The following is a 22,571-nucleotide window of genomic DNA, read 5'->3' on the forward strand; positions in this document are numbered from 1 at the left end:
TATTTCATCTCCCTTAATCAACAAATTCTTCTATACATCTCATATAAGCAGCGACCGGATCTAAAGCTGCCGTAATTGGCCTTCCTACAACTATGTAGTCTGAGCCAATTTTTTTAGCATCCTTTGGGGTCATGATGCGTTTTTGATCACCTAATTCACTATCTACAAAACGTATTCCTGGAGTTACAGTTAAAAAATCCTTTCCACAAAACTCATGTACTTTTTCTGCCTCAAGAGGTGAGCATACAACTCCGTCAAGTCCTGCCTTCTTTGCATTTTTAGCATAGTGCATAACAACTTTTTCAATAGGCTCTGATATTAATAAATCTCTTTTCATAGTTTCCTCATCTGTTGAAGTTAACTGAGTTACAGCAATTAAAATAGGTCTTGTTCCATCAGATCTTCTAAGACCTTCAAGGGCAGCTTCCATCATAGTAATAGTTCCCCCAGCATGAAGATTACAAATATCTATATCAAGTTTTGATAAAACTGCCATTGATTTTTTTACTGTATTTGGAATATCATGAAGTTTAAGATCAAGAAATATCTTATGACCTCTTTTTTTAATTTCCCTTACAATTTGCGGGCCCTCTGAATAAAAAAGTTCCATCCCAATCTTTACAAAAGGCTTTTTCCCTTTAAATTTATCGAGGAATTCAAATACTTCTTTCTTGCTTTGAAAATCACAGGCAATAATAACATCCTTTCCCATTACAATGCTCCTCCAATAATATCTTTTAAATTATCTATATTATATTTTTTCATTACATTAGGCAACTCTTCTATTATCTCCTTGCAAACATAAGGATTTACAAGATTAGCTGCTCCCACCTGAACTGCTGTTGCACCAGCAAGCATCATTTCAATTACATCTTCTGCACTTGACACTCCCCCCATTCCTACTACCGGAATTTCAACTGCTGAAGCTACCTGATATACCATTCTAAGAGCTACTGGAAAGATGGCCCTTCCTGAAAATCCCCCCATTTTATTGGCTATAACAGGCTTCCTGCTTTTAAGGTCAACTCTCATTCCTAAAAGAGTATTAATAAGACTAATTCCATCTGCACCTGCTTCTTCACAAGCCTTAGCTATGGATACAATATCCGTAACATTAGGAGATAATTTCAATATTATAGGTTTTGTTGTAACTTTTTTAACTGCCCTTGTAAGCTCTGCAGCAGTTTCAGGACAAGTACCGAAACTCATCCCTCCTCCATGAACATTAGGACAGCTAATATTAACTTCTATCCAACCAACTTGTTCACATTTATCAAGCTTTTCGCTAGTATATACATAATCTTCAATAGAAAATCCACTTACATTTGCCATAACCTTTTTATTAAAACATTTTTTAAGTTTTGGCAGTTCTTCATCAATTACCTTTTGAACACCAGGATTTTGCAACCCCACCGCATTTATCATACCAGCAGTACATTCTGCAATTCGTGGAGTGGGATTTCCAAAACGAGCTTCTTTGGTGGTACCTTTAAAAGAAAAGGTACCTAGGCAATTGATATCATAAATTTCTGCAAACTCATAACCATATCCAAAAGTTCCACTAGCAGCTATTACAGGATTATCAAGCTCTATTCCACATAAATTAACCCTTAATCTTTCCATAGTATCTCCTCCTTATCTAGAACAGGTCCCTCTTTGCAAATTCTCTTAAATCCTGTAATTGTTTTGCAAGAACAGCCCATACAAGCTCCAAAACCACAGCCCATTCTTTCCTCAAAACTAAATTGCCCACTAGTCTTACTAATTTTATGAACAGCCTTAAGCATAGGCTCAGGGCCACAGGTATAAAAATAAGAATAATCTACCTCTTTCATTTTATCTGTTACAAATCCCTTGCTGCCATAAGAGCCGTCTACAGTTGTTATAAATACCTGCGCCCCTAAATTTTTAAATTTTTCTTCATAAAAAATTTCATCTTTAGTATTGAAGCCAAGAATTACTTTAACCGTCTTTCCTTCCTCAATTAATTTTTTTGCCAGGTAATACATTGGTGGAATTCCAATTCCACCCCCTATAAGAAGAGGCTTATCTCCTGATTTTGATAAATCATAACCATTCCCTAGTTCTGTTAATATATCAAGGTATCCTCCTTGAATGTTCTTCATAAATTCAGTTCCTTTTCCAACAACCTTATATAGAATTATTAATTTATCTCCTTTTATATCGCAAACAGAGATAGGCCGTCTTAAATATAATCCTTCAAGTTGAATATTAACAAACTGACCTGGCTTTATACCTGATGTTTCTCCCAAAAGGGTCATTTCCATAACCTTATCATTTAATTCTATATTTTTAATTACTTTATACTTTTTCTTCTTCATAATTCACCCTTTATGCATCTATTGTCGAAATTATAGGTGTAGTTTCTTCAAGAACATCTAGAAGAACTCTAACTGTATCAAGAGACGTAAGTATGGTTACATTATTTTCAGTGGCACAATGTCTAATTAATTGTCCATCACTCATTTGTTTCATTGAAGCAAGATTTCTTGTATTAATTACATAAGCAATGCTTCCCTGACGAATTAAGTTCAATATCTCATTACTTCCGTCACTGATTTTCTTTACTATACTGGCATGTATTCCATACTTCTTTAAGAAATTTGCAGTACCTTTTGTTGCTTTAATGTTAAAACCTAGATTATAAAATCTACCAATAAGAGGAAGAGCTTCCTCCTTATCATTATCCGCTACAGTTACAAAGACTGTACCATAATTTTTAAGCTGCATGCCACTAGCTTGAAGCCCCTTATATAATGCCCTATTTAATTTATTATCATAACCAATCGCTTCCCCTGTGGATTTCATTTCTGGTGATAAATAAGCATCTAATCCTTTTATTTTATTAAAAGAGAATACAGGAACTTTTACATAGTAACGGTTCTTTTCCTTTGGATATATATCAAATATCCCTTCTTCTTTCAAGGATTTTCCTAGAATAACTTTTGTTGCAATATCTGCTAGGGAATAACCCGTAGCTTTAGATAAGAACGGTACTGTTCTAGAAGATCTTGGATTTACTTCTATAATATAAACATTATCCTCTTTATCAACTATAAACTGTATATTATAAAGACCAACTATTCCTATTGCTAACCCAAGCTTCTTTGTATATTCTAAAATTCTTCCTTTTACCTTGTCTGATATACTAAAAGCAGGATAAACACTTATTGAATCTCCTGAATGTATTCCTGTTCTTTCAACAAGTTCCATAATACCTGGTACAAATACATCTTTACCATCACATATAGCATCAACTTCTACTTCTTTTCCTTGAATATATTTATCAACCAATACTGGTTTGTCTAAATCTATTTCTACAGCAGTTTTTAAATACTGTCTTAACTGCTTTTCATTTGCTACAATCTGCATTGCTCTTCCTCCAAGCACAAAACTTGGTCTTACTAAAACCGGATAACCTATGCTATCAGCAGCTTTCACTCCCTCTTCTATATTTGTTACGGCTTTTCCCTTAGGTTGTGGAATATTAAGCTCCCCAAGTATCTTTTCAAATCTATCACGATTTTCTGCCCTATCTATTGCTTCACAATCAGTTCCTATAATTTTAACGCCGCGTTTCATTAAAGGCTCTGCAAGATTAATTGCTGTCTGACCACCTAGACTTGCAATCACTCCCTCAACTTTTTCAAAATCTACTATTGCCATAACATCTTCTGCAGTTAAAGGTTCAAAATAAAGTTTATCTCCTATCGTATAATCTGTTGAAACTGTTTCTGGATTATTATTGATAATAATTGCTTCATATCCAGCCCTTTTAATAGTTTGTATTGCATGAACTGTTGAATAGTCAAATTCAACACCTTGTCCAATACGGATTGGACCTGCACCAAGAACTATTATTTTCTTTTTATCTGTTGGTTTTGATACATTTTCTCCTGTATAAGATGAATAAAAATATGGAATATATTTTCCGGTATGAAGAGTATCAACCATTTTAAAAATTGGAATAATTCCTTCTTCTTTTCTTTGCTTATAAATTTTTATCTCATCACAACCCCATAGTTTAGAAATATATTTATCTGAAAAGCCCATTCTTTTAGCTTCTTTTAATATATTTTTATCAAAAGGAGTTTTTCTTATTTTATTTTCCATATCTATAATTTTCTTTATTGCTTCAAGAAATAATTTAGTTATCATAGTAAGCTTATGAATTTCTTCAATCGAAGTTCCTCTTCTTATAAGCTCAGCAATTGCATAGATATTATCATCCTTAAAATCACTTATATAATTTAATAATTCACTAATTGACATATCATCAAATTTTGAAAGATATAAATGGCAAACCCCTATTTCTAAAGAACGAACAGCTTTTAGGAAACATTCCTCCAAATTTGACCCAATACTCATAACTTCCCCTGTTGCCTTCATTTGAGTGCCAAGTTTATTGGAAGCTGTTTGAAATTTATCAAAGGGGAAACGAGGGAATTTTGCAACTATATAATCAAGGCTAGGTTCTATTGCTGCAGTTCCACCTGCCACTTCTATTTCTTCTAATTCCATACCAACTGCTACTTTTGCTGTAACTTTTGCTATCGGATATCCACTTGCCTTAGATGCTAGAGCTGAAGAACGAGAAACTCTTGGATTTACTTCTATTAAGAAATATTCACTGTTATAAGGATTAAGAGCAAATTGAACATTACATCCACCTTCTATCTTTAATTCCTTTATAATTTTAATTGCACTATCTTGAAGCATTTTTTTATCCTCTTCCTTTAATGAAAGGATAGGCGCAACAACTATTGAGTCTCCGGTATGAACACCTACTGGATCAACATTTTCCATACCACAGATTGTTATTGCATTCCCCTTTGAATCACGCATAACTTCAAATTCAATTTCCTTATATCCCTTAACACTTTTTTCAATTAATACTTGATGAACAGGAGAAAGCTTAAAAGCATTTATACCAATTTCAATAAGCTCTTCTTCATTATTTGCAAATCCTCCACCTGTACCTCCTAAAGTAAATGCAGGACGAAGTACAACAGGATATCCAATTTCCTTAGCAGCCTTTTTAGCCTCTTCTAGGTTATATGTTATCTTAGAAGGAATTACTGGTTCTCCAATAGTTTCACACATTTCTTTGAATAATTCTCTGTCTTCAGCTATCTCTATACTCTTACTGCTAGTACCTAAAAGTTCAACTCCACATTCCTTAAGTATCCCTTTCTTTTCAAGCTGTATTGCCATATTAAGACCAGTTTGACCACCAATACCTGGAACTATTGCATGAGGTCTTTCATATCTTAAAATTTTTTCAATATATTCAAGAGTTAAAGGTTCCATATAAACTTTATCAGCTATGCTTACATCAGTCATAATAGTTGCAGGATTAGAATTTACTAAAATTATTTCATAACCTTCTTCCTTAAGAGCAAGGCAAGCTTCTGTTCCTGCATAATCAAATTCTGCTGCTTGTCCAATAATAATAGGACCTGATCCAATAATCATTATTTTTTTAATATCTGTTCTTTTTGCCATTTTTACTCCTCCTTAAATTTCATCAATATAAATGATTTTATTATTACAAATTGTTGCAATACATTTCCCCATTAACTTCATACCTTCAAAAGGAGTTGCCTTTCCCTTAGAAAGAAAATCTTCTGAATTAACAACTATTCCTTCATTTAAATCCCATATTGTAAAATCATCACCTAAAGGTATTCCAAATCTTTTTCTCGGATTTATAGCCATAAGCTCTATTAACTTTTCTAAACTTATTAAATTTTCTTTTACTAATTTTGTATAAAGCACAGGAAAAGCTGTTTCAATTCCTACAATACCAAAAGCACTTTCCTCAAGTCCCTTTGATTTTTCCTCAATACTATGAGGTGCATGATCCGTTGCAATCATATCTATTGTTCCATTCTGAACTCCCTTAATGAGAGCAAGTCTATCTTCCCTACTTCTTAATGGAGGATTCATCTTAAATCTGCCATCTTCCTCTAAGTCATTTTCATCAAGGACTAAATAATGAGGAGCAGTTTCACAAGTAACGTCTATTCCATCTTCTTTTGCTTTGCCTATTAGCTCAACACTTTCTTTACAAGAAATATGACAAACATGATAAGCACAGCCAGTTTCCTTAGCTAATCTTAAATCTCTTTCAATAACCTTCCATTCACTTTCTGAACAGATGCCTTTATGATTATGCTTATTAGCATAAACTCCTTCATGAATATACCCACCATTAAGCAAACTGTTGTCTTCACAATGAGCTGCTATAATCTTTCCTAAGGATTTTGCTCTTTTCATAGCTTTTTTCATTAGTTTTTCATCCTGTATTCCCTTTCCATCATCTGAAAAACCTAGTATTTTCCCGGCCATTTCTCTCATATCAGAAAGTTCTTTCCCATCTTGATTTATAGTAATGGAGGCAAAAGGATAAATATTAATAACTGAATCTTTTTCTATTATTTTTATCTGTTCATTTAAGTGTTCTAGAGTATCAGGTACAGGATTTAAATTAGGCATTGTACATACTGCTGAATACCCTCCTCTGGCCGCTGCCCTGCTGCCTGATTTTATTGTTTCCTTATATGAAAACCCCGGTTCCCTAAAGTGAACATGTACATCACAAAAGGCAGGAAAAATAGTATATTTATTAGTCAGACAGCCTTCAATTATCTTCTTTGGCAAATTGCATTTTACATTAAACATATAGCCCCCCCCTTTTTATTTTAAAAAAAAACCTTGTCGATATCGACAAGGTATAAATATGCAAAATAAAGGTGACAAACATAAAAGCAGCACCAACATTTAAACATTGCAATTATATAATCTTATCGATATCTCTGTATCGTTTTAAAGATGTATATTTATTCATTCATTATTCATTTGTTCATTTTCAATTATTATGCCACTAAAAACATTATTTGTCAATTACTATTTTTATAAAAATCTGAAATTTTATAATTTAAAATTAAACTGACTAAATTGACTATTATATAATTCTGAATAAAAACCTTTCTGTTTCATTAATTCATCGTGAGTTCCCTCTTCTATTATTCTCCCATCTTTTATCGCAATTATCTTATCTGCATTTTTTATTGTACTAAGCCTATGAGCTATTATAAAAGTCGTTTTATTCTCCATAAGCTTCTTTAAAGCTTCTTGAATCTGAATTTCTGTTCTTGTATCAATAGAGGATGTTGCTTCATCTAATACTAAAATTGAACAATTTGATATCATTGCTCTTGCTATCGCTAAAAGTTGACGTTGTCCTTGAGATAAATTACTTCCATTATCCCTCAATACAGTATCATATCCTTTTGGAAGCTGTTTAATAAAATGATGGGCATTGGCTAATTTTGCTGCCTTTTCTACTTCTTCATCACTGGCATCCAATCTTCCATATCTTATATTTTCTCTTACAGTATCTTCAAATAAGAATGTATCTTGTAACACTATAGCTATAGACTTTCTAAGGCTTTTTAAAGAATAATTCTTTATATTTTCTTCATCTATTAATATACTTCCAGCATCTACATCATAAAATCTATTTAATAAATTAATAATAGTTGTCTTACCTGAACCTGTTGGCCCTACTATGGCAATCGTCTGTCCCTTTTCAGCCTTTATATTTATTCCCTTTAGTATTTTTTTCTTTTCAGTATATGAAAATTCTATGTCTCTTAACAAAACAATTCTTTCAACCTTTTCCAACTCTTTAGCATTTTTATTATCTTTTTCTTTTTTTTCATCCATAACTTCAAAAACTCTTTCAGCTCCTGCTAAAGCTGATTGAATTGTATTACCTATATTTAAAATTTCATTTATAGGCCTATTAAAATTCCTCATATAAAGAATAAAAGTAAATACAGTTCCAACCGTAATGTTTATATCTTTAAGAATTAATATCCCTCCAGATACAGCAAGTAAAAAGTATGTAAAATTATTTATGAAATTCATTATTGGAGCCATTGCACCAGACATTGCTTCTGCTATTATTGCACTTTTGGTTAAAGCTTTATTTTTATTACTAAACTCTTTTCTTACTTTTTCTTCTTGTCCAAATAAAAAGGTTAATTTTTGGCTAGATATCATTTCCTCTATATATCCATTTAATTCTCCTAACTCTTTCTGCCTTCTCAAGAATATCGGCTGAGTTTTATTAATAATAGTTCTTGTTATTATAAACATAAGAGGAGTACTTATTAATCCAATTAAAGTTAAAGTTGGACTTAATAATAACATTGCAATAATCATACCTACTATATTAATAAGACCCGAAGCAAACTGAATAATGCTTTGTGATAAAGTGTTATTAATATTATCAACATCATTTGTAAGTCGGCTCATTAAATCTCCGCTTGAATGAGTATCATAATAATTTACTGGCAGCTTTTGAATACTTTCAAAAAGATCTTTTCTTATTCTTGCAGATGTATTTTGAGCTATACTTACCATTAATCTATTTTGGAAAAAGGCTGAAGCACTTGATATGACATACATAACAACTAATAGGATACACATTTTGCTTAAACCATTTAAATCTCTAACAGCGATATATTTATCTACAATGTCTCCATTTAATTTGGTTCCAAGTATTGTTATTAAAGTGGTTACTATTGAAAACACTAATGCTAATATTAGAATATATTTTTTATCTCCAAGATATTTTAATAGTCTTTTAGTTGTTTCCATTGGATTATTAAGTTTTTCTTTGCTTCCAGCCTTAATATTTACTCTTCCCCTTCCTGGTGTATTTCCTATTAGCAATCCTCTGCTATTAGACATTTGAAAGCACCTCCTCTCCTAATTGCGAAACTGCTATAGTTCTATATATTTCGTTATTTCTAATTAATTCATCATGGGAACCAATAGCTGATATTCTCCCCTCATCTAATACAATTATTTTATCTGAAGCCATTACAGCAGATATTCTTTGAGCTATGGTTATAATTGTAGCTCCATCATCTCTATTTTTTATTGCTTCATGAAGCTTAGACTGAGTCTTCATATCTAAGGCACTAGATGCATCATCCATTATTAATATTTTGGGATTTCTAACTAAAGTTCTTGCAATAGAAAGCCTTTGTTTTTGACCTCCAGATAAATTTTTAGCTCTCTGCTCTACTTTTTCCTTATATTTATTTTTCTTCTTATTTATAAATTCATAAGCTTGGGCATCTTTAGCACTTTTCTCAATCTCTTTAAAAGTTGCAAAATTATTTCCAAACCTAATATTTCCTTCAATATCTCCTGATAAAAGCAAACTCTCTTGAAGAACAATTCCTATATTGTCTCTTAATTCTTTTAGTTTTAACTCTTTTACATTAATTCCGCCAATTAATATTTCTCCCTTATATATATCATATAATCTTGGAATTAAGCTTATTATGGTACTTTTTCCTGAACCCGTTGGGCCTATAATACCTATACGTTCGCCTTCTTTTATACTAAAGGATATATCCTCCAACACATTTTCGCTTTCCTCATTGAATTTAAAATACACATTTCTAAATTCAATATCGTATCCTTCTAATTTCTTAGCATCTTCCTTTTCTTTAATTGAGGAAGCCATATTTAAAATTTCATTAATTCTGTCAGCTGATGCCTTTGCTCTTGAAAAGTTCATCATAAGATTTATAACCATAACAGTAGAATGCATTATTTGAATCATATAATTTACAAAGGCCATTATCTTTCCTAGCTCTAAAGTTTGATATGAAACCATCCTTCCTCCAAACCATAAAACTACTACAACGCTTAAATTCATAATAAATTGTGTAAAAGGAGAAAGAACTAGATTCATATTTTGAGAAGCTATACTACTAACTGTTAATTCTTTATTTTTTTTATTGAACCTTTCCTTTTGTTTTTCCTCTAAATTGAAAGATTTAATAACTCTAACTCCTAAAATATTTTCACGCATAACAAGATTAATATCATCTAGCTTATTTTGAACTTTAATAAACAAAGGCATAGATTTTTTTAAAATTATTATTATACCTATAATTATAATTGGTATAGACACTGCAAAAATAGTGGAGAGATTTAAACTTAACCTTACCGCCATAATAATTCCTCCTATTGCCATAAGAGGTGATCTAACTGCCGCCCTTAATGCCATATTAAACATTTGTTGAACTTGAGTTACATCATTTGTTAATCGAGTAATCAGTGAGGCAGTCTTTAACTTATCTATCTCCATAAAAGACAAACTATTTACCTTTTTAAAAATAGCCTCTCTTAAGTCTTCTGCTAATCTCATTGAAGCTGCAGATGCAAAAAATGAACATAGCACCCCACCAATAACAGCCAAAATAGAAACAATTATCATGTAAGCTCCAACTTTTAATATATAATTTATATTAGCTTCTGCAACACCAATATCTATAATGTTTGATAATAAAGTTGGATGCAATAAGTCCATAGATACTTCTAAAATCATTGATAGTGGTGCTAATATTGCAAATATTACTGCTGATCCTTTAAAATACTTTAATAAATTTTTCAAAGATGTCTCCTTTCCTGTACTTCTACTTTTATAAAAAATTAAAAATGTACTATTTGATTTTGTCCTTTGTTTATTATACAACAAAATATTTTTAATTGAAAACAATTATTTATTGAAAACATTAATCATTTATATAATGCGATTTTTATTATATAATTAAATAGCTTTTTTATTCTTTTACACATATATTAATAATATTAATTAAAACAAGGAGTATTTTTATGTGGATTATTTACGCATTGCTATCTGCTTTTTTTGCAGCTGCAACCTCAATATTGGCAAAGGTCGGAATTCAAAATGTTAATTCTAATTTAGCTACTGCAATTCGTACAGTTGTAATTATTATAATTGCTTGGGGAATAGTATTTTTAAATGGAAGTTATAAGGAAATTCCTAACATAACTCAAAAAAGCTGGCTTTTTCTTATTCTATCAGGTGTTGCAACAGGTCTATCCTGGTTATTTTATTTTAAGGCACTACAATTAGGAGATGCATCTAAAGTAGTTCCAATAGATAAATTTAGTGTAGTTATAAGCATGGTCTTAGCCTTCCTAATATTAAAAGAAACAGTAACAGCTAATACTATTCTAGGTGGAATTTTAATTACCTTAGGAACCTTTGTATTAATACTATAAAAAGTTATACCTATTAAATAAAAGAACTACTAAGCCAGAAGTATTGGTTAAATTTTAAATAAACTCAAAAAATAAAGTTGTAACTTCAAGTTACAACTTTATTTTTAGTAAAAGTATTATAAATTGATAGACTTTCTCTAGCTATAGCTAAATGTAACTATAACTTTAAATAAATCTCCATCTAAATCTATTTTAAAACATCCTCCTTGAGCTTCTACAAAACTCTTCGCAATAGCAAGACCAAGACCAGAACCTTCTGTGCTTCTAGATTTATCTCCTCTTTGGAATCTTTCTACAATCTCTTCTTCAGTAAAATCTATTTCATTTGCAGAAATATTTTTTAATATTATCTCAACTTCATTTTCCTTATTATTAATATCAACATATACTCTTGAATTTTTCATTGAATATTTTATTATGTTGTTAAATAAGTTATCAAATACCCTAAAAGTTTTTTGACTATCTAAAGAAAGTATAATTTTTTCATCGGATATATTCCATTTTATGGTTAATCCTGCTTCATTAATTCTATCCTGTAATTCAATTTCAGCCTGTTTTATTAACTGAATAATATCTACATCCATTATATTTAATGAAATATTATTACTTGATACCTTACTCATCTCAAATAAATCTTCAATTAAAATTTTTAGTCTTTGGGCTTTTTTATCTATAATATCAATATATTGATTTTTATTTTCCTTTGATGTGTTTTCATCTTTTAATAAATCGATATAAGTTATTATAGAAGTTAATGGTGTTTTTAAATCATGAGAAACATTAGTTATTAAATCAGTCTTCATTTTTTGACTTTTCAACTCTTCATCTACTGCCTTTTTAAAGCCCCTTTGAATTTTTACTAATTCACCCTTGAAGGGTTCAAAAACTTTTAAATCCTCTTTTATTTCTACATCTAAATTTCCTTCGGCAATTTTATTTGTTGCATTTAATAAAATATTATATTTTTCTTTAATTTCAAACAAATATTTTCTTAAAATAAAGAATAAAACAATTGAATAAACTATAGTCCCAAATACTCCCACAAACCATAATACACAGCATATACTTACTATAATAAAGTTAATTCCTACTAATTTAAAAATATATTTATTTCCTTCTTCTTTAAAATCAATACTAGCAAAACTATCCAATATTTTCTTAAATTTTTCAACTAGAAATCTTGTTATTCTTCCAATTAAAGTATTTTCCTTAATATATTTAATAATTCCCTTTCCAAAGATATATTTTATTAAAGTTACACCTATAAAAAATGCTAAAAATATTATCATCCAATATAAAATATTAAAAATAACTATAGCAAATTTAACTATGTTCTCCGACACTCCAAAAGTTGCAAATCCATCAACAATAGAACTATTATTTAATGTTCTATATAATATTTCAGGAGCTAATGCTATTGAGGCTGCTGTAAATCCAAGTAATGTAATTAATATTTCAAAAGGAATATTAATTAATCTTCCAATTATAATATCTTCTATAGTTTTTTTATAAGGAATAAATAAAGCTAATAGCCCAATTACTAAAAAAGCAATAAATATGTAAAATATTAAAATAGCTGCAATCTTATTGTACTCAAATTTGTTATCTTCATATGCTATAATATCGTTTTCGTATATTAATACTTTTGGTATTCCATAAACAATCGTTACATCTTTAGGATTATCTATCTTAATATTTGAATCTATCCTAAAAACTTCATTTATTAATTTATCATTATTATCATAATAATAATCTTGATTATAAGAATAATTATTAGTATTTAAAACACTGCTTTTCCCCTCTGAAGAAAAATCAACAACAAGATAGTATCTATAATAATCTTTTAACTCTTTATTATCTACATTATTAATAAAATCTTCTAATTTTTTATCTGTATTTGTGATAGAAACCTTTGAAGATTTATTAATTATAAAATAATCTAAATTTTTTATATTTTTTAACTTATTTTCTGCCCTTCTTAAAGAACCTTCCTTAATAAGATTTCCATTTTCATATTTACTTTCTAAAATCTCATCGTATAAAGATCCATAAGATATTGGTTTCCCTTCCTCATTTTCCTTTAACATTTTATATAGAACAAAATTACTTCGATATAGTGTATCTTGAATATATTCATAATTATTATTTGAAGCATTATTTTCTTTAGATAAATTATGTATTTTATTATAATTAGTAAATATTATTATAGATATTATAGTTACTAATAAAATTATTATACTACTTATTCCTAGTTTCCTATATGAGTTATTATACTTTTTCAATTTTGTATCCAACTCCCCACACCACCTTTAAATATTTTGGATTTTTCGGATCATATTCAATCTTTTCTCTTATATTTCTAACATGAACCATTATTGTATCTGTATTTATTGCTTTTTCGTTCCATACCCTTTCATATATTTCTTCGGAAGAAAATACTCTTCCTGGATGCTTCATAAGCAAGTGTAAAATTTTAAATTCAATAGGAGTTAGCTTAACAGTTTTATCATCTACAGTTAACTCCACCTTATCAACATTTAACTCTAATCCCCCTATTGCAAATACTTCATCTTTATGTTCTTCTGCTTTACCACTATTCTTTATTAACTCTAAATATCTTGAATATCTTCTTATATGTGAATTTACCCTAGCTATTAATTCCATAGGTGCAAAAGGTTTTGTTACATAATCATCTGCTCCTATGTTAAGACCCATTATCTTATCAATCTCTTCTGATTTTGCAGAAAGCATAATTATAGGGAAATCGTATTTTTCTCTTAATTTAATTGTCATTTGTATACCATCCATAACTGGCATCATAATATCTACAATAGCTAAGTGAATAGTTTCCTTATTTATTATGTCAAACCCTTCCTTTCCATTATGCCCAACAAAGACCTTATATCCTTGATTTTTTAAATATATTTCCACTGCCTTTGCTATCTCAATATCATCCTCAACAACTAAAATATTATATGTATTCATGACTCTCTCCTTTTTTCTCGTAATACAAACATTATAGAACATTAGAATAATATTTTAAAATTTATTATGCTTTTATTTTAATCATTAATTCTAAAGAAAAGCCAATTTTAATTCTTAAGAAATTCTAAAAAAGTGCACAGCTCCTAAGAACTGTGCACCTTTTTTATTCAATTTCTATTCTTGAACTTTCTTCAATTGATTTTTCTATTTTTGGTAAAATTACTTGAAGAACTCCATCTTTATACCTTGCTTTAATATTATCTTTATCAAGGTTTTCTATATAGAAAGTTCTAGATACCTTGCCATAACTTCTTTCTTTTCTTATATAATTGCCTCTGCTATTATCTATAATTTCTTCTTTTACAGCTGAAAGTGTTAGGTAGTTATTCTTATATTCAAGATTTATATTTTCTTTATTATACCCTGGTAATTCTGCTTCTAATAGATATTCATTTTCTGTTTCTTTAATATCAACCTTAATTCCTGAAGTTTTCTTGTCAAAAACATCATTAAAGAAAGAATCTATTTTTCTGAATTCATCAAAAGTATAAGGAATTAATCCAAACATAAATAACAACCTCCTTTAATTTTTTATTAATTTAAATTTTCCTTTTGCAATTATATTATATTCCAAAAGTCAAAGAAGGTCAAAGTCAATATTGTTGATTACATCGTCCTATTTCATGAAATTTAATAATATATTTTGATATTTTATCAAAATGAATTTTTTTTACCTCTTTTAAATGTATTTCAAGTTAAACAATAAAAATAAGGGAGCTGCTTAAACAGCTCCCTTAAATTAGTTTAGTTTCCATATCTCTTTGTTATATTGTTCTATTGTCCTATCCGATGAGAAATATCCTGCTTTAGCAATATTAATTAAGGCTTTTTTATTCCATCTTTCTCTATTTTCATAGTCTTTAAATACTTTTTCTTTAGTTTTTATATAATCTTCTAAATCAAGTAAAGTCATAAACCAATCCTTATTTATTAATTCATTATATAGTCTATTTAAATTTTCTTTATCTCCAACTTTAATCATTTTATCGCTTATTAAGAAATCTACTAATTCTTTAATATTTTCTTTTTCATAATATTCCTTTGATATATAATCTCTGTTTTTATAGTGTTCCATAACTTCTTTACTTGATGCTCCAAATATATAAATATTTTCATCACCAACTAATTCATGAATTTCAACATTAGCCCCATCATCTGTTCCTAAAGTTAAAGCACCATTTAACATAAACTTCATATTTCCTGTACCAGATGCCTCTTTAGAAGCAAGGGAAATTTGTTCTGATACATCACAAGCAGGTATTAACTTTTCTGCCTTAGTTACATTATAATTTTCTATCATAACAACTTTTAAGTGCTTATTTACTTCTTCATCTTTCTCTATTATTTCTTGAAGGCATAAAATTGTGTGTATTATATCTTTAGCTATTATATAAGCTGGAGCTGCCTTTGCACCAAATATTACTGTAATGGGTCTTGCTGGAAGTTTTCCCTTTTTAATTTCTAAATATTTATAAATGATATATAAAACATTCATTTGCTGTCTCTTATATTCATGAAGCCTTTTTATTTGAATATCATATATTGAATTTTCATCTATTTCAATATTTTGAGTTTCTTTTAAATATTTCTTTAACTTAATTTTATTATTAGTTTTTATTTCATCTAATTTTTTTAAAACTTCTTTATCATCAACATATTTTAACAAATCTTCTAATTTAGTTACATCCTTTTTATAATCATCTCCAATTAACTCAGAAATAAAATTAGATAATTCATTATTGCAATGAAGAAGCCATCTTCTAAATGTTATTCCATTAGTTTTATTATTGAACTTTTCAGGATATATATCGTAAAATGCTTTTAATTCTTCTTTCTTCAATATTTCAGTGTGTAATGCTGCAACACCATTTACACTAAATCCATAATGAATATCCATATGAGCCATATGAACTCTTTCATCTTTATCAATTATATAAACTCTTTCATCACTATATTTAGCTCTTACCCTATTATCTAATTCTCTTATAATCGGCATTAATTGAGGGGCAACCTTATCTATATACTTAATAGGCCACTTTTCTAAAGCTTCAGCTAAAATTGTATGATTTGTATAAGCACAAGTTTGACTAACTATATTAATAGCTTCCTCTGTGCCAATTCCCTTCATTCCTAATAAACGTATTAGTTCAGGAATTATCATTGATGGATGTGTATCATTTATTTGTATAGTAACATGTTCATGTAAATTTCTTAGATCATAACCCTTTTCTTCTGCTTCTAATAAGATTAATTGAGCTGCATTACTTACCATAAAATATTGTTGATAGACTCTTAATAAATGTCCTGCCTCATCACTATCATCTGGATATAAGAATAAAGTTAAATTCTTCTTTATTTCTTCTTTATCAAAGTTAATTCCCTCATTTACTATACTTTCATCAATAGTATCTATATCAAATAAGTGCAATTTATTTTTGCCATTATTATATCCAACAACATCTATTTCATATAATCTTGACTTAACCTTAAATCCCCCAAATAAGACCTCAAATTGTTTATTGGTCTTGTTAAGCCAGCCTTCTTTAGTTATCCAAGGATTTTTTTCTTCTTTTTGCTTATTCCCCTTAAATACTTGTTTAAATAACCCAAAATGATAGTTTAATCCTATTCCATCTCCATTAAGGCCTAAAGTTGCAATGGAATCTAGAAAACAAGCTGCAAGCCTTCCTAGTCCTCCATTTCCTAATGATGGTTCTAATTCAATTTCTTCGATTTCACTTAAATTTTTGCCATTCTTCTCTAAAATATTTTTTATATCATTATAAATTCCTAAATTTATTAGATTATTTGATAGTAATTTTCCTATTAAAAACTCTGCAGATATATAATATAATTTTTTATTTCCTTTAATAGAAGGTGTGTTTTTAATTTTATTCTTTGTTAATTCAAGTAAAGCTAAATATATTTCCTCATTACTTGCTTCTTTTATTGTCTTATTAATTCTTTCTTTTAAAATTATTTTTAAATCATTTTCTATCATATATCTATCCCACCCTTTTATATTATTAATTAACCCTTACAGCTTTATAATATCAATTATCTTAAGGCGGATTTGTATATTATTAATTATTTTTGTATATTTTTAATATAACTTTTATCATATTTTCTATATAACACTTTTATCATATTTTCTATATAACATAAGAAACTATATATTTATATTTTGATTTTATTTTAGGATTTATAAATTTAAATTCGCCTATAACTCCTAATTCTTGCAAAGACAAATCTAAATGACATAGAGCAATTCCTATATCTATTTTATTAATATCTGTTTTTTCATTTGAATAAATATGAATAATATTCCCTTTCTTTAAAATTCTCCAAGGCTGACTATTTATTGATGAAGGCGCCAGTCTAACCATTTCAAAAGCCTTACTATACTTATCATTATTTTCAAATAAATATGGTCTATCAAAATTATTATCAAAAAATAGATCCGAATACTTTTTTCTCTTATTCTTATGATTTCCTATTAGTAAACCAATTAAAGATTTATTTCCACCTTCATAGCCCAAAGGCGAAACTATTGGTAAAACTTCATTTTTTTGAAGATTCATGGCTTTTGCAAAGTCCCCCTTACTAAAAGTTCCACCTAACCATACAGTAGCTAATCCTAAAGAAGTACAATATAAAACTACTTTTTCGAAAGTATAGCCTAAAGCTTCAAAAGCAAATTCTTCCTTATTACAAGCTGCTGCAAGAAAATAATTTGCTCCTTTAATAACACCATAAGTTCCAAGCTTAATGCTCTCTTCATTATTTTCTTTCTTTAATAATTTTATTCTAATTTTTTTATTAAAGGGATTTTCTACTTTACTAATATAATCCTCTAATTTTGTAATTATTTCCTCAGATAGTGGCTTTTTATCATAGTTCCTAACAGAATATCTTGCTTCTATTATTTCGGATAAGGGTTTATCAAAAATCATATATTTTTATCTCCTTTACATTCTGATATATTAATTATTATATAATTTAATTAAGGGATATTTTAGTAGTTTATTAAAAATTAAATATACCAATAAGTTAAATTTAATTAAATAAAAAAGAACTTTTTAAGTTTTATCCCTAAAAAGTTCTTATGTAAAGTTTAAATAATATAATCTTCTAAAGAGTTTAAATTATTTATTATGATTTTTTTAGTTCCTACAGCCTCAATTATGCCTTCACTTTCTAATAAACTTAATTTTCTGCTTAATGTTTCTCTTGCAATTCCACAATAATTAGCCATTTCCTCCCTATTAAGAGGTAATTTAATTTCTACCTTACCATTTACTTGTTCTTTCCCATATCTATCTGCAAACTCTAACAACATACAACATATCCTTGCTTCAGGATTATTATTTGATAAATTACTTGTTAGATTTTCTACTTCTATTAATCTCTTATTTAATTCTGAAAGTAGCTTTAAAGAAATAGTTGGATTCTTAAATAATAATTCATTAAAATCTTCTCTTGAAATTGTACATACTGATGTATTTTTAACGGCAATTGCTGAAACATTGCTTTCAAGAGTATCTCCTAATATATTGCTTTCTCCAAGAAAATCTCCAACAGTTAAAATATTTATAATTTGCTCCTTACCATTAGTTGTACTTTTAGTTATTTTAACCATTCCTTCATTTATTATAAATAGCTTGGATACCTTATCTCCTTCTAAAAACAAACTTTCTCCCTTTTTAAATGACATATGTTTTCTTATATTTATAACCCTTTCTAATTCTTCTTCAGAAAGAGATTCAAAAATCGGTACTTCATGGGCATATAATCTGCTTGCACATTTTTCGCAACAATGATTGCAACTCAATACAATTCCCCCTAACTAATAGTTTTATTTAATATTAATTATACTATAAAATATAATTTTTAAAAATTAATATTATTAGCTAGGAGGAATTATTCTAATTATAATTATTCAATATTAAAAACTAATTCGTTTGGTGTAAATGTACAATACCCTAAAAGATCGCATCTTTCCTTCATTTCAGCCCATTTTTCTTCGCTAGTTATAGTTTCTAAAGCTGTTGGGTATAGTATATAATTTTCTTTAAAAATATGGTCTCTTAATTCATATACAATTTCACCAGAAATTTTCTTTAATTCAGTCTTATATTCTTCAAAATCCATAGTGGCTACTGCATCACCTAATTCTCTTAAAGCTTTCTTTTTCTTTCTTAACCCCTCATGTTCCATTCTCATTATTCTTGTTGGACCAGTTACTCCCTTTGCTTCAACTTCTGGGAATAATACATTTTCTTCTCTTCTATGATGAGGTTCTGCATTTAATAAATTTAACGCTAGTTCTGGAATTTTTCTAAATTCTTCTCTGTTAGCATCATACTTATCCATAGATAGTATTTCCTTGGTGGTTTTTTCTATTTCATCTAAAAATCCTAAAATTAAATCATGTTCTTCAACCATTGTGAATAACAGGTGCCCCTTGCTTATATTACTCTTTAATTTTTCAAGCTCATCTTTTAAAACCATCATATGAATTTCGCATAATGTTCTTAATTCTGCTGGATCCATACCATCATCAATTAAGGATTGTTCTGCCATAGAAAGTTCTAATGGACTTATTGCTTTAACCAATTTTAAGCCTTTTGCCTTTAATTCATCTGTTAGTCCTTCTTTATTTAACTTTGATAAAAATGTTGTTAATTGCTTAATTTTATCTTCATCAACAGCTCTATTATGAGTTCCATCTAATATAAATCTCTTCTTTTCCATAATTATTCTCCTTTTTTATTCATAATATTATTCTCTAAAATCTTTTAAATAAGATATTGTTTTCTTTATGAATGTGAATAAATAAGTCTTTTTCAAGATCATGCATCTTTAAGTATACTAGTTTAAATGTTGTACATGCCCATTCTGGAATTCTATAATCATCTGTAATTTCTGCTAATTCCTTAAGTATATCTCCAGCCGCCTCATGTTCATCAATAAAGGACTTTATCTCTTTAGCTAATTCTTCTTTTTTCACTTCATCTTTTGAATTTTCAAATTCTATCATAGCAGGGAATAGAATTTTCTCTTCTTTTATTAAATGTTCTTCTAATTCAGCTTTTAATTGTCCAAAAAGCTTATGAACTTTAATTAGTGTTTCTGGCATATGATGAAAATGAACTTTAAATATTTTTAATAGTAATGGATCTATTTCCTTTAGTAATTGGAATGTAGCTGCATGATGTGTATTAATTATATGATAAATTAAATCTTCAGATGTTTTTTCATTCCAATCTACATATTCTTTATTATTAAATTTAAACTTTTCAAATTCTTCATTTATTTCTTCTATAAATTTTTCAACATTAACTCCCTTTTCTAATAGTGCTTCTTCTAACTTTTGACTACCTCCACAACAATAATCTAAATTCATTTCATTAAATCTTTCTACAATAGCAGGATAAATAATTACGCATTCTCCTAAACTTAAATTAGCATTTAATTTATTCATATAATACCCTCCAAACAAGTTCTTTATTCTTTATATGTATATTATATAAACATTTGACATATAAAACTGTGATTATAGTCAAATTTATTGATATAAATAAAAAGAAATACAATTGTGTAAAATCAATTGTATTTCTTTTTGATCATCTAATATTTAAATTAAATAAGTTATACTATTTGTTGAAGACAAGATTTTAAATCTTCTTCTGGTGTACTAATAGGTTTTAAACCAAAAGTATCAACTAAATATTGCAACACATTTGGAGATAAAAAGGCTGGTAATGATGGTCCTAGATACATATTTTTAACACCAACTGATAATAAAGCTAAAAGGTCTGCTACTGCCTTTTGTTCATACCATGATAAAACTATTGATAATGGTAATGAATTTACATCTGTATCAAAGGCATCTGCTAAAGAAGTCGCAATCTTCACTGCTGAATAAACATCATTACATTGACCAACATCTAATAATCTTGGTAAACCACAAACTTCTCCAAATTCTAATTTATTAAATCTATATTTTCCACAAGCAAGGGTTAATATTATACAATCCTTTGGGACTTGTTCTGCAAACTTTGTATAGTAATTTCTTCCTGGCCTCGCTCCATCACAACCTCCTATTACAAAGAAGTGTCTTATATCACCATTTTTTACTGCAGATACTATTTTATCTGCATGACTTAAGGTAGCCTTATGAGCAAAACCCACCATTATTTCTTTTTCTTCTTCGTCTTCCTTAAATCCACCTAATTCAAGAGCTTTCTCTATTACAGGGGAAAAATCTTTATATCCATTTTCATCTCTTCCAATATGAATAACTCCGTCCCAGCCTACAACTCCAGTACTAAATATTCTATCTTTATAGCTTTCTCTTGGCTTCATTAAACAGTTTGTAGTCATAAGGATACATCCAGGTATATTATCAAATTCTTTTTGCTGATTTTGCCAAGCTGAACCATAGTTACCTACTAAGTGTTTATATTTCTTTAATTTCTCATAACCATGAGATGGAAGCATTTCTCCATGTGTATAAATGTTTATTCCTTTTCCGTCTGTTTGTTCTAATAACATTTCTAAATCTCTTAAATCATGGCCAGAAACTATAATAAATGGACCCTTTTTAATATTAACGTTTACATTGTGGGGTGTAGGATGACTATATCTAGTAGTATTAGCATTATCTAGAACCCTCATAACTTCCAATGCTATTTCTCCAGTTCTCAATGTCCATCGTATTAATTCTTCTACCCCAACATCATCATTAGTTATAGCTTCTAAAGCACGGAAATAAAATTGATCTACTTGATCGCTATAAAAATTTATAAATCTAGCTTGATGTCCATAAGCTGATATACCTTTTAAACCATATAAAATTGTATGTCTTAAAGATCTTATATCTGGATTAAGGTCTTTATCATACATCAATCCAGCTTTAACTGCATCTTCTAACATTTGCTGCTTGGTTGCACTTAAATTGTATTTTGCTTCTTCTGGATAATCTCCCTTTGGTGCTTTACTTCTTAAGGCTTCCTTTATCTTTTGAGAATCTTTAAGAAGTTGTATATGTACTTCTACATCAAAATTAACATTAGTTAAAGTTGTAAAAAGTGAATTTTCTACAAACTCAACTATTGTTTTATCTATTAGTTCTCCTTTATCAATTAAAGGCTTTGCATAGCAGGCTATCCCCTTTAATTGATATATTAATAAGTCTTGCAAATTAGCAACTTCGGGAGTTTTACCGCATACACCCATTTTTGTACAGCCTTTTCCTCCCATGGTTTGCTCACATTGGTAACAAAACATTGCATTATCCATATTTTATCTCCTTTCTTTTTTCATGTATATTATTACCTGAGCAATAATGGTTTATTCATATCTATTTTCTTTATAAATAA

General features: G+C 28.7%; 17 protein-coding genes. 1 reads left to right on the top strand and 16 read right to left on the bottom strand.

All coding sequences use genetic code 11. The features are described from left to right. Nucleotides 1-13 precede the first annotated feature (13 nt). The 7 genes from pyrF to BEN51_RS07025 form a co-directional block, all read right to left on the bottom strand. A complete protein-coding gene (pyrF, locus tag BEN51_RS06995; RefSeq protein ID WP_119865362.1) occupies nt 14-712 on the bottom strand; it encodes an orotidine-5'-phosphate decarboxylase in 699 nt (232 codons plus the stop codon). Then, nucleotides 712-1,623, bottom strand: coding sequence for a dihydroorotate dehydrogenase (locus tag BEN51_RS07000; protein WP_119865363.1), 912 nt, complete (start codon nt 1,621-1,623; stop codon nt 712-714). The genes pyrF and BEN51_RS07000 overlap by 1 nt, the downstream gene beginning before the upstream one ends. Next, nucleotides 1,611-2,342, bottom strand: coding sequence for a dihydroorotate dehydrogenase electron transfer subunit (locus BEN51_RS07005; RefSeq protein ID WP_119865364.1), 732 nt, complete (start codon nt 2,340-2,342; stop codon nt 1,611-1,613). The genes BEN51_RS07000 and BEN51_RS07005 overlap by 13 nt, the downstream gene beginning before the upstream one ends. Nucleotides 2,343-2,352: 10 nt before the next feature. Continuing rightward, entirely contained in the window at nt 2,353-5,526 is a 3,174-nt protein-coding gene (gene carB, locus BEN51_RS07010) for a carbamoyl-phosphate synthase large subunit (protein WP_119865365.1), read from the bottom strand. Between the two features lie 12 nt (nt 5,527-5,538). Next, nucleotides 5,539-6,705 (bottom strand): dihydroorotase, encoded by a 1,167-nt coding sequence (locus BEN51_RS07015; RefSeq protein WP_119865366.1) that lies wholly within the window; start codon nt 6,703-6,705, stop codon nt 5,539-5,541. A gap of 249 nt (nt 6,706-6,954) precedes the next feature. Continuing rightward, nucleotides 6,955-8,784 carry an ABC transporter ATP-binding protein gene (locus tag BEN51_RS07020; protein WP_119865367.1) on the bottom strand — a complete coding sequence of 610 codons (1,830 nt, stop codon included), beginning with the start codon at nt 8,782-8,784 and terminating at the stop codon, nt 6,955-6,957. After that, a complete protein-coding gene (locus tag BEN51_RS07025; RefSeq protein WP_119865368.1) occupies nt 8,777-10,507 on the bottom strand; it encodes an ABC transporter ATP-binding protein in 1,731 nt (576 codons plus the stop codon). The genes BEN51_RS07020 and BEN51_RS07025 overlap by 8 nt, the downstream gene beginning before the upstream one ends. A 221-nt stretch (nt 10,508-10,728) precedes the next feature. Between BEN51_RS07025 and BEN51_RS07030 the strand changes: the two genes are divergently transcribed. After that, nucleotides 10,729-11,142 (top strand): EamA family transporter, encoded by a 414-nt coding sequence (locus tag BEN51_RS07030; protein ID WP_119865369.1) that lies wholly within the window; start codon nt 10,729-10,731, stop codon nt 11,140-11,142. Nucleotides 11,143-11,279: 137 nt separating this feature from the next. On the opposite strand, the gene BEN51_RS07035 is transcribed toward BEN51_RS07030, so the two are convergent. From BEN51_RS07035 to hcp, 9 genes are all read right to left on the bottom strand, one after another. Further along, nucleotides 11,280-13,436 carry a sensor histidine kinase gene (locus BEN51_RS07035; RefSeq protein WP_119865370.1) on the bottom strand — a complete coding sequence of 719 codons (2,157 nt, stop codon included), beginning with the start codon at nt 13,434-13,436 and terminating at the stop codon, nt 11,280-11,282. Next, nucleotides 13,411-14,127, bottom strand: coding sequence for a response regulator transcription factor (locus tag BEN51_RS07040; RefSeq protein WP_119865371.1), 717 nt, complete (start codon nt 14,125-14,127; stop codon nt 13,411-13,413). Before BEN51_RS07040 ends, BEN51_RS07035 begins: the two co-directional genes overlap by 26 nt. Before the next feature lie 163 nt (nt 14,128-14,290). Beyond that, nucleotides 14,291-14,695: an Hsp20/alpha crystallin family protein gene (locus tag BEN51_RS07045; RefSeq protein ID WP_119865372.1), complete on the bottom strand. Its 405-nt coding sequence runs from the start codon at nt 14,693-14,695 to the stop codon at nt 14,291-14,293. 231 nt (nt 14,696-14,926) lie between these two features. Next, nucleotides 14,927-17,188 (bottom strand): glycogen/starch/alpha-glucan phosphorylase, encoded by a 2,262-nt coding sequence (locus tag BEN51_RS07050; RefSeq protein WP_119865373.1) that lies wholly within the window; start codon nt 17,186-17,188, stop codon nt 14,927-14,929. A 151-nt stretch (nt 17,189-17,339) separates the two neighbouring features. Beyond that, the gene (locus BEN51_RS07055; RefSeq protein WP_119865374.1) at nt 17,340-18,140 is read right to left on the bottom strand and encodes a nitroreductase family protein; all 801 of its coding nucleotides are present in this window, start codon (nt 18,138-18,140) and stop codon (nt 17,340-17,342) included. A gap of 161 nt (nt 18,141-18,301) precedes the next feature. Further along, the gene (locus tag BEN51_RS07060) at nt 18,302-19,018 is read right to left on the bottom strand and encodes a Crp/Fnr family transcriptional regulator (RefSeq protein ID WP_119865375.1); all 717 of its coding nucleotides are present in this window, start codon (nt 19,016-19,018) and stop codon (nt 18,302-18,304) included. A 104-nt stretch (nt 19,019-19,122) separates the two neighbouring features. Then, the gene (locus tag BEN51_RS07065) at nt 19,123-19,941 is read right to left on the bottom strand and encodes a DUF438 domain-containing protein (RefSeq protein WP_119865376.1); all 819 of its coding nucleotides are present in this window, start codon (nt 19,939-19,941) and stop codon (nt 19,123-19,125) included. Nucleotides 19,942-19,975: 34 nt separating this feature from the next. Beyond that, entirely contained in the window at nt 19,976-20,671 is a 696-nt protein-coding gene (ric, locus tag BEN51_RS07070) for an iron-sulfur cluster repair di-iron protein (protein ID WP_119865377.1), read from the bottom strand. A 167-nt stretch (nt 20,672-20,838) separates the two neighbouring features. Beyond that, nucleotides 20,839-22,491 (bottom strand): hydroxylamine reductase, encoded by a 1,653-nt coding sequence (gene hcp / locus BEN51_RS07075; protein ID WP_119865378.1) that lies wholly within the window; start codon nt 22,489-22,491, stop codon nt 20,839-20,841. Between the last annotated feature and the right edge of the window lie 80 nt (nt 22,492-22,571).

This window comes from Clostridium isatidis, from assembly GCF_002285495.1.
Lineage (GTDB): Bacteria > Bacillota > Clostridia > Clostridiales > Clostridiaceae > Clostridium > Clostridium isatidis.

What these genes read in the sequence shown, in the direction of transcription:
- BEN51_RS07005 (WP_119865364.1), bottom strand. Translation starts at nt 2,342, where the DNA reads ATGAAGAAGAAAAAGTATAAAGTAATTAAAAATATAGAATTAAATGAT.
- BEN51_RS07045 (WP_119865372.1), bottom strand. Translation starts at nt 14,695, where the DNA reads ATGTTTGGATTAATTCCTTATACTTTTGATGAATTCAGAAAAATAGAT.
- ric (WP_119865377.1), bottom strand. Translation starts at nt 20,671, where the DNA reads ATGAATAAATTAAATGCTAATTTAAGTTTAGGAGAATGCGTAATTATT.
- hcp (WP_119865378.1), bottom strand. Translation starts at nt 22,491, where the DNA reads ATGGATAATGCAATGTTTTGTTACCAATGTGAGCAAACCATGGGAGGA.
- BEN51_RS07040 (WP_119865371.1), bottom strand. Translation starts at nt 14,127, where the DNA reads ATGAATACATATAATATTTTAGTTGTTGAGGATGATATTGAGATAGCA.
- BEN51_RS07020 (WP_119865367.1), bottom strand. Translation starts at nt 8,784, where the DNA reads ATGTCTAATAGCAGAGGATTGCTAATAGGAAATACACCAGGAAGGGGA.
- BEN51_RS07055 (WP_119865374.1), bottom strand. Translation starts at nt 18,140, where the DNA reads ATGATTTTTGATAAACCCTTATCCGAAATAATAGAAGCAAGATATTCT.
- BEN51_RS07065 (WP_119865376.1), bottom strand. Translation starts at nt 19,941, where the DNA reads ATGGAAAAGAAGAGATTTATATTAGATGGAACTCATAATAGAGCTGTT.
- BEN51_RS07015 (WP_119865366.1), bottom strand. Translation starts at nt 6,705, where the DNA reads ATGTTTAATGTAAAATGCAATTTGCCAAAGAAGATAATTGAAGGCTGT.
- BEN51_RS07000 (WP_119865363.1), bottom strand. Translation starts at nt 1,623, where the DNA reads ATGGAAAGATTAAGGGTTAATTTATGTGGAATAGAGCTTGATAATCCT.
- pyrF (WP_119865362.1), bottom strand. Translation starts at nt 712, where the DNA reads ATGGGAAAGGATGTTATTATTGCCTGTGATTTTCAAAGCAAGAAAGAA.
- carB (WP_119865365.1), bottom strand. Translation starts at nt 5,526, where the DNA reads ATGGCAAAAAGAACAGATATTAAAAAAATAATGATTATTGGATCAGGT.
- BEN51_RS07050 (WP_119865373.1), bottom strand. Translation starts at nt 17,188, where the DNA reads ATGATAGAAAATGATTTAAAAATAATTTTAAAAGAAAGAATTAATAAG.
- BEN51_RS07030 (WP_119865369.1), top strand. Translation starts at nt 10,729, where the DNA reads ATGTGGATTATTTACGCATTGCTATCTGCTTTTTTTGCAGCTGCAACC.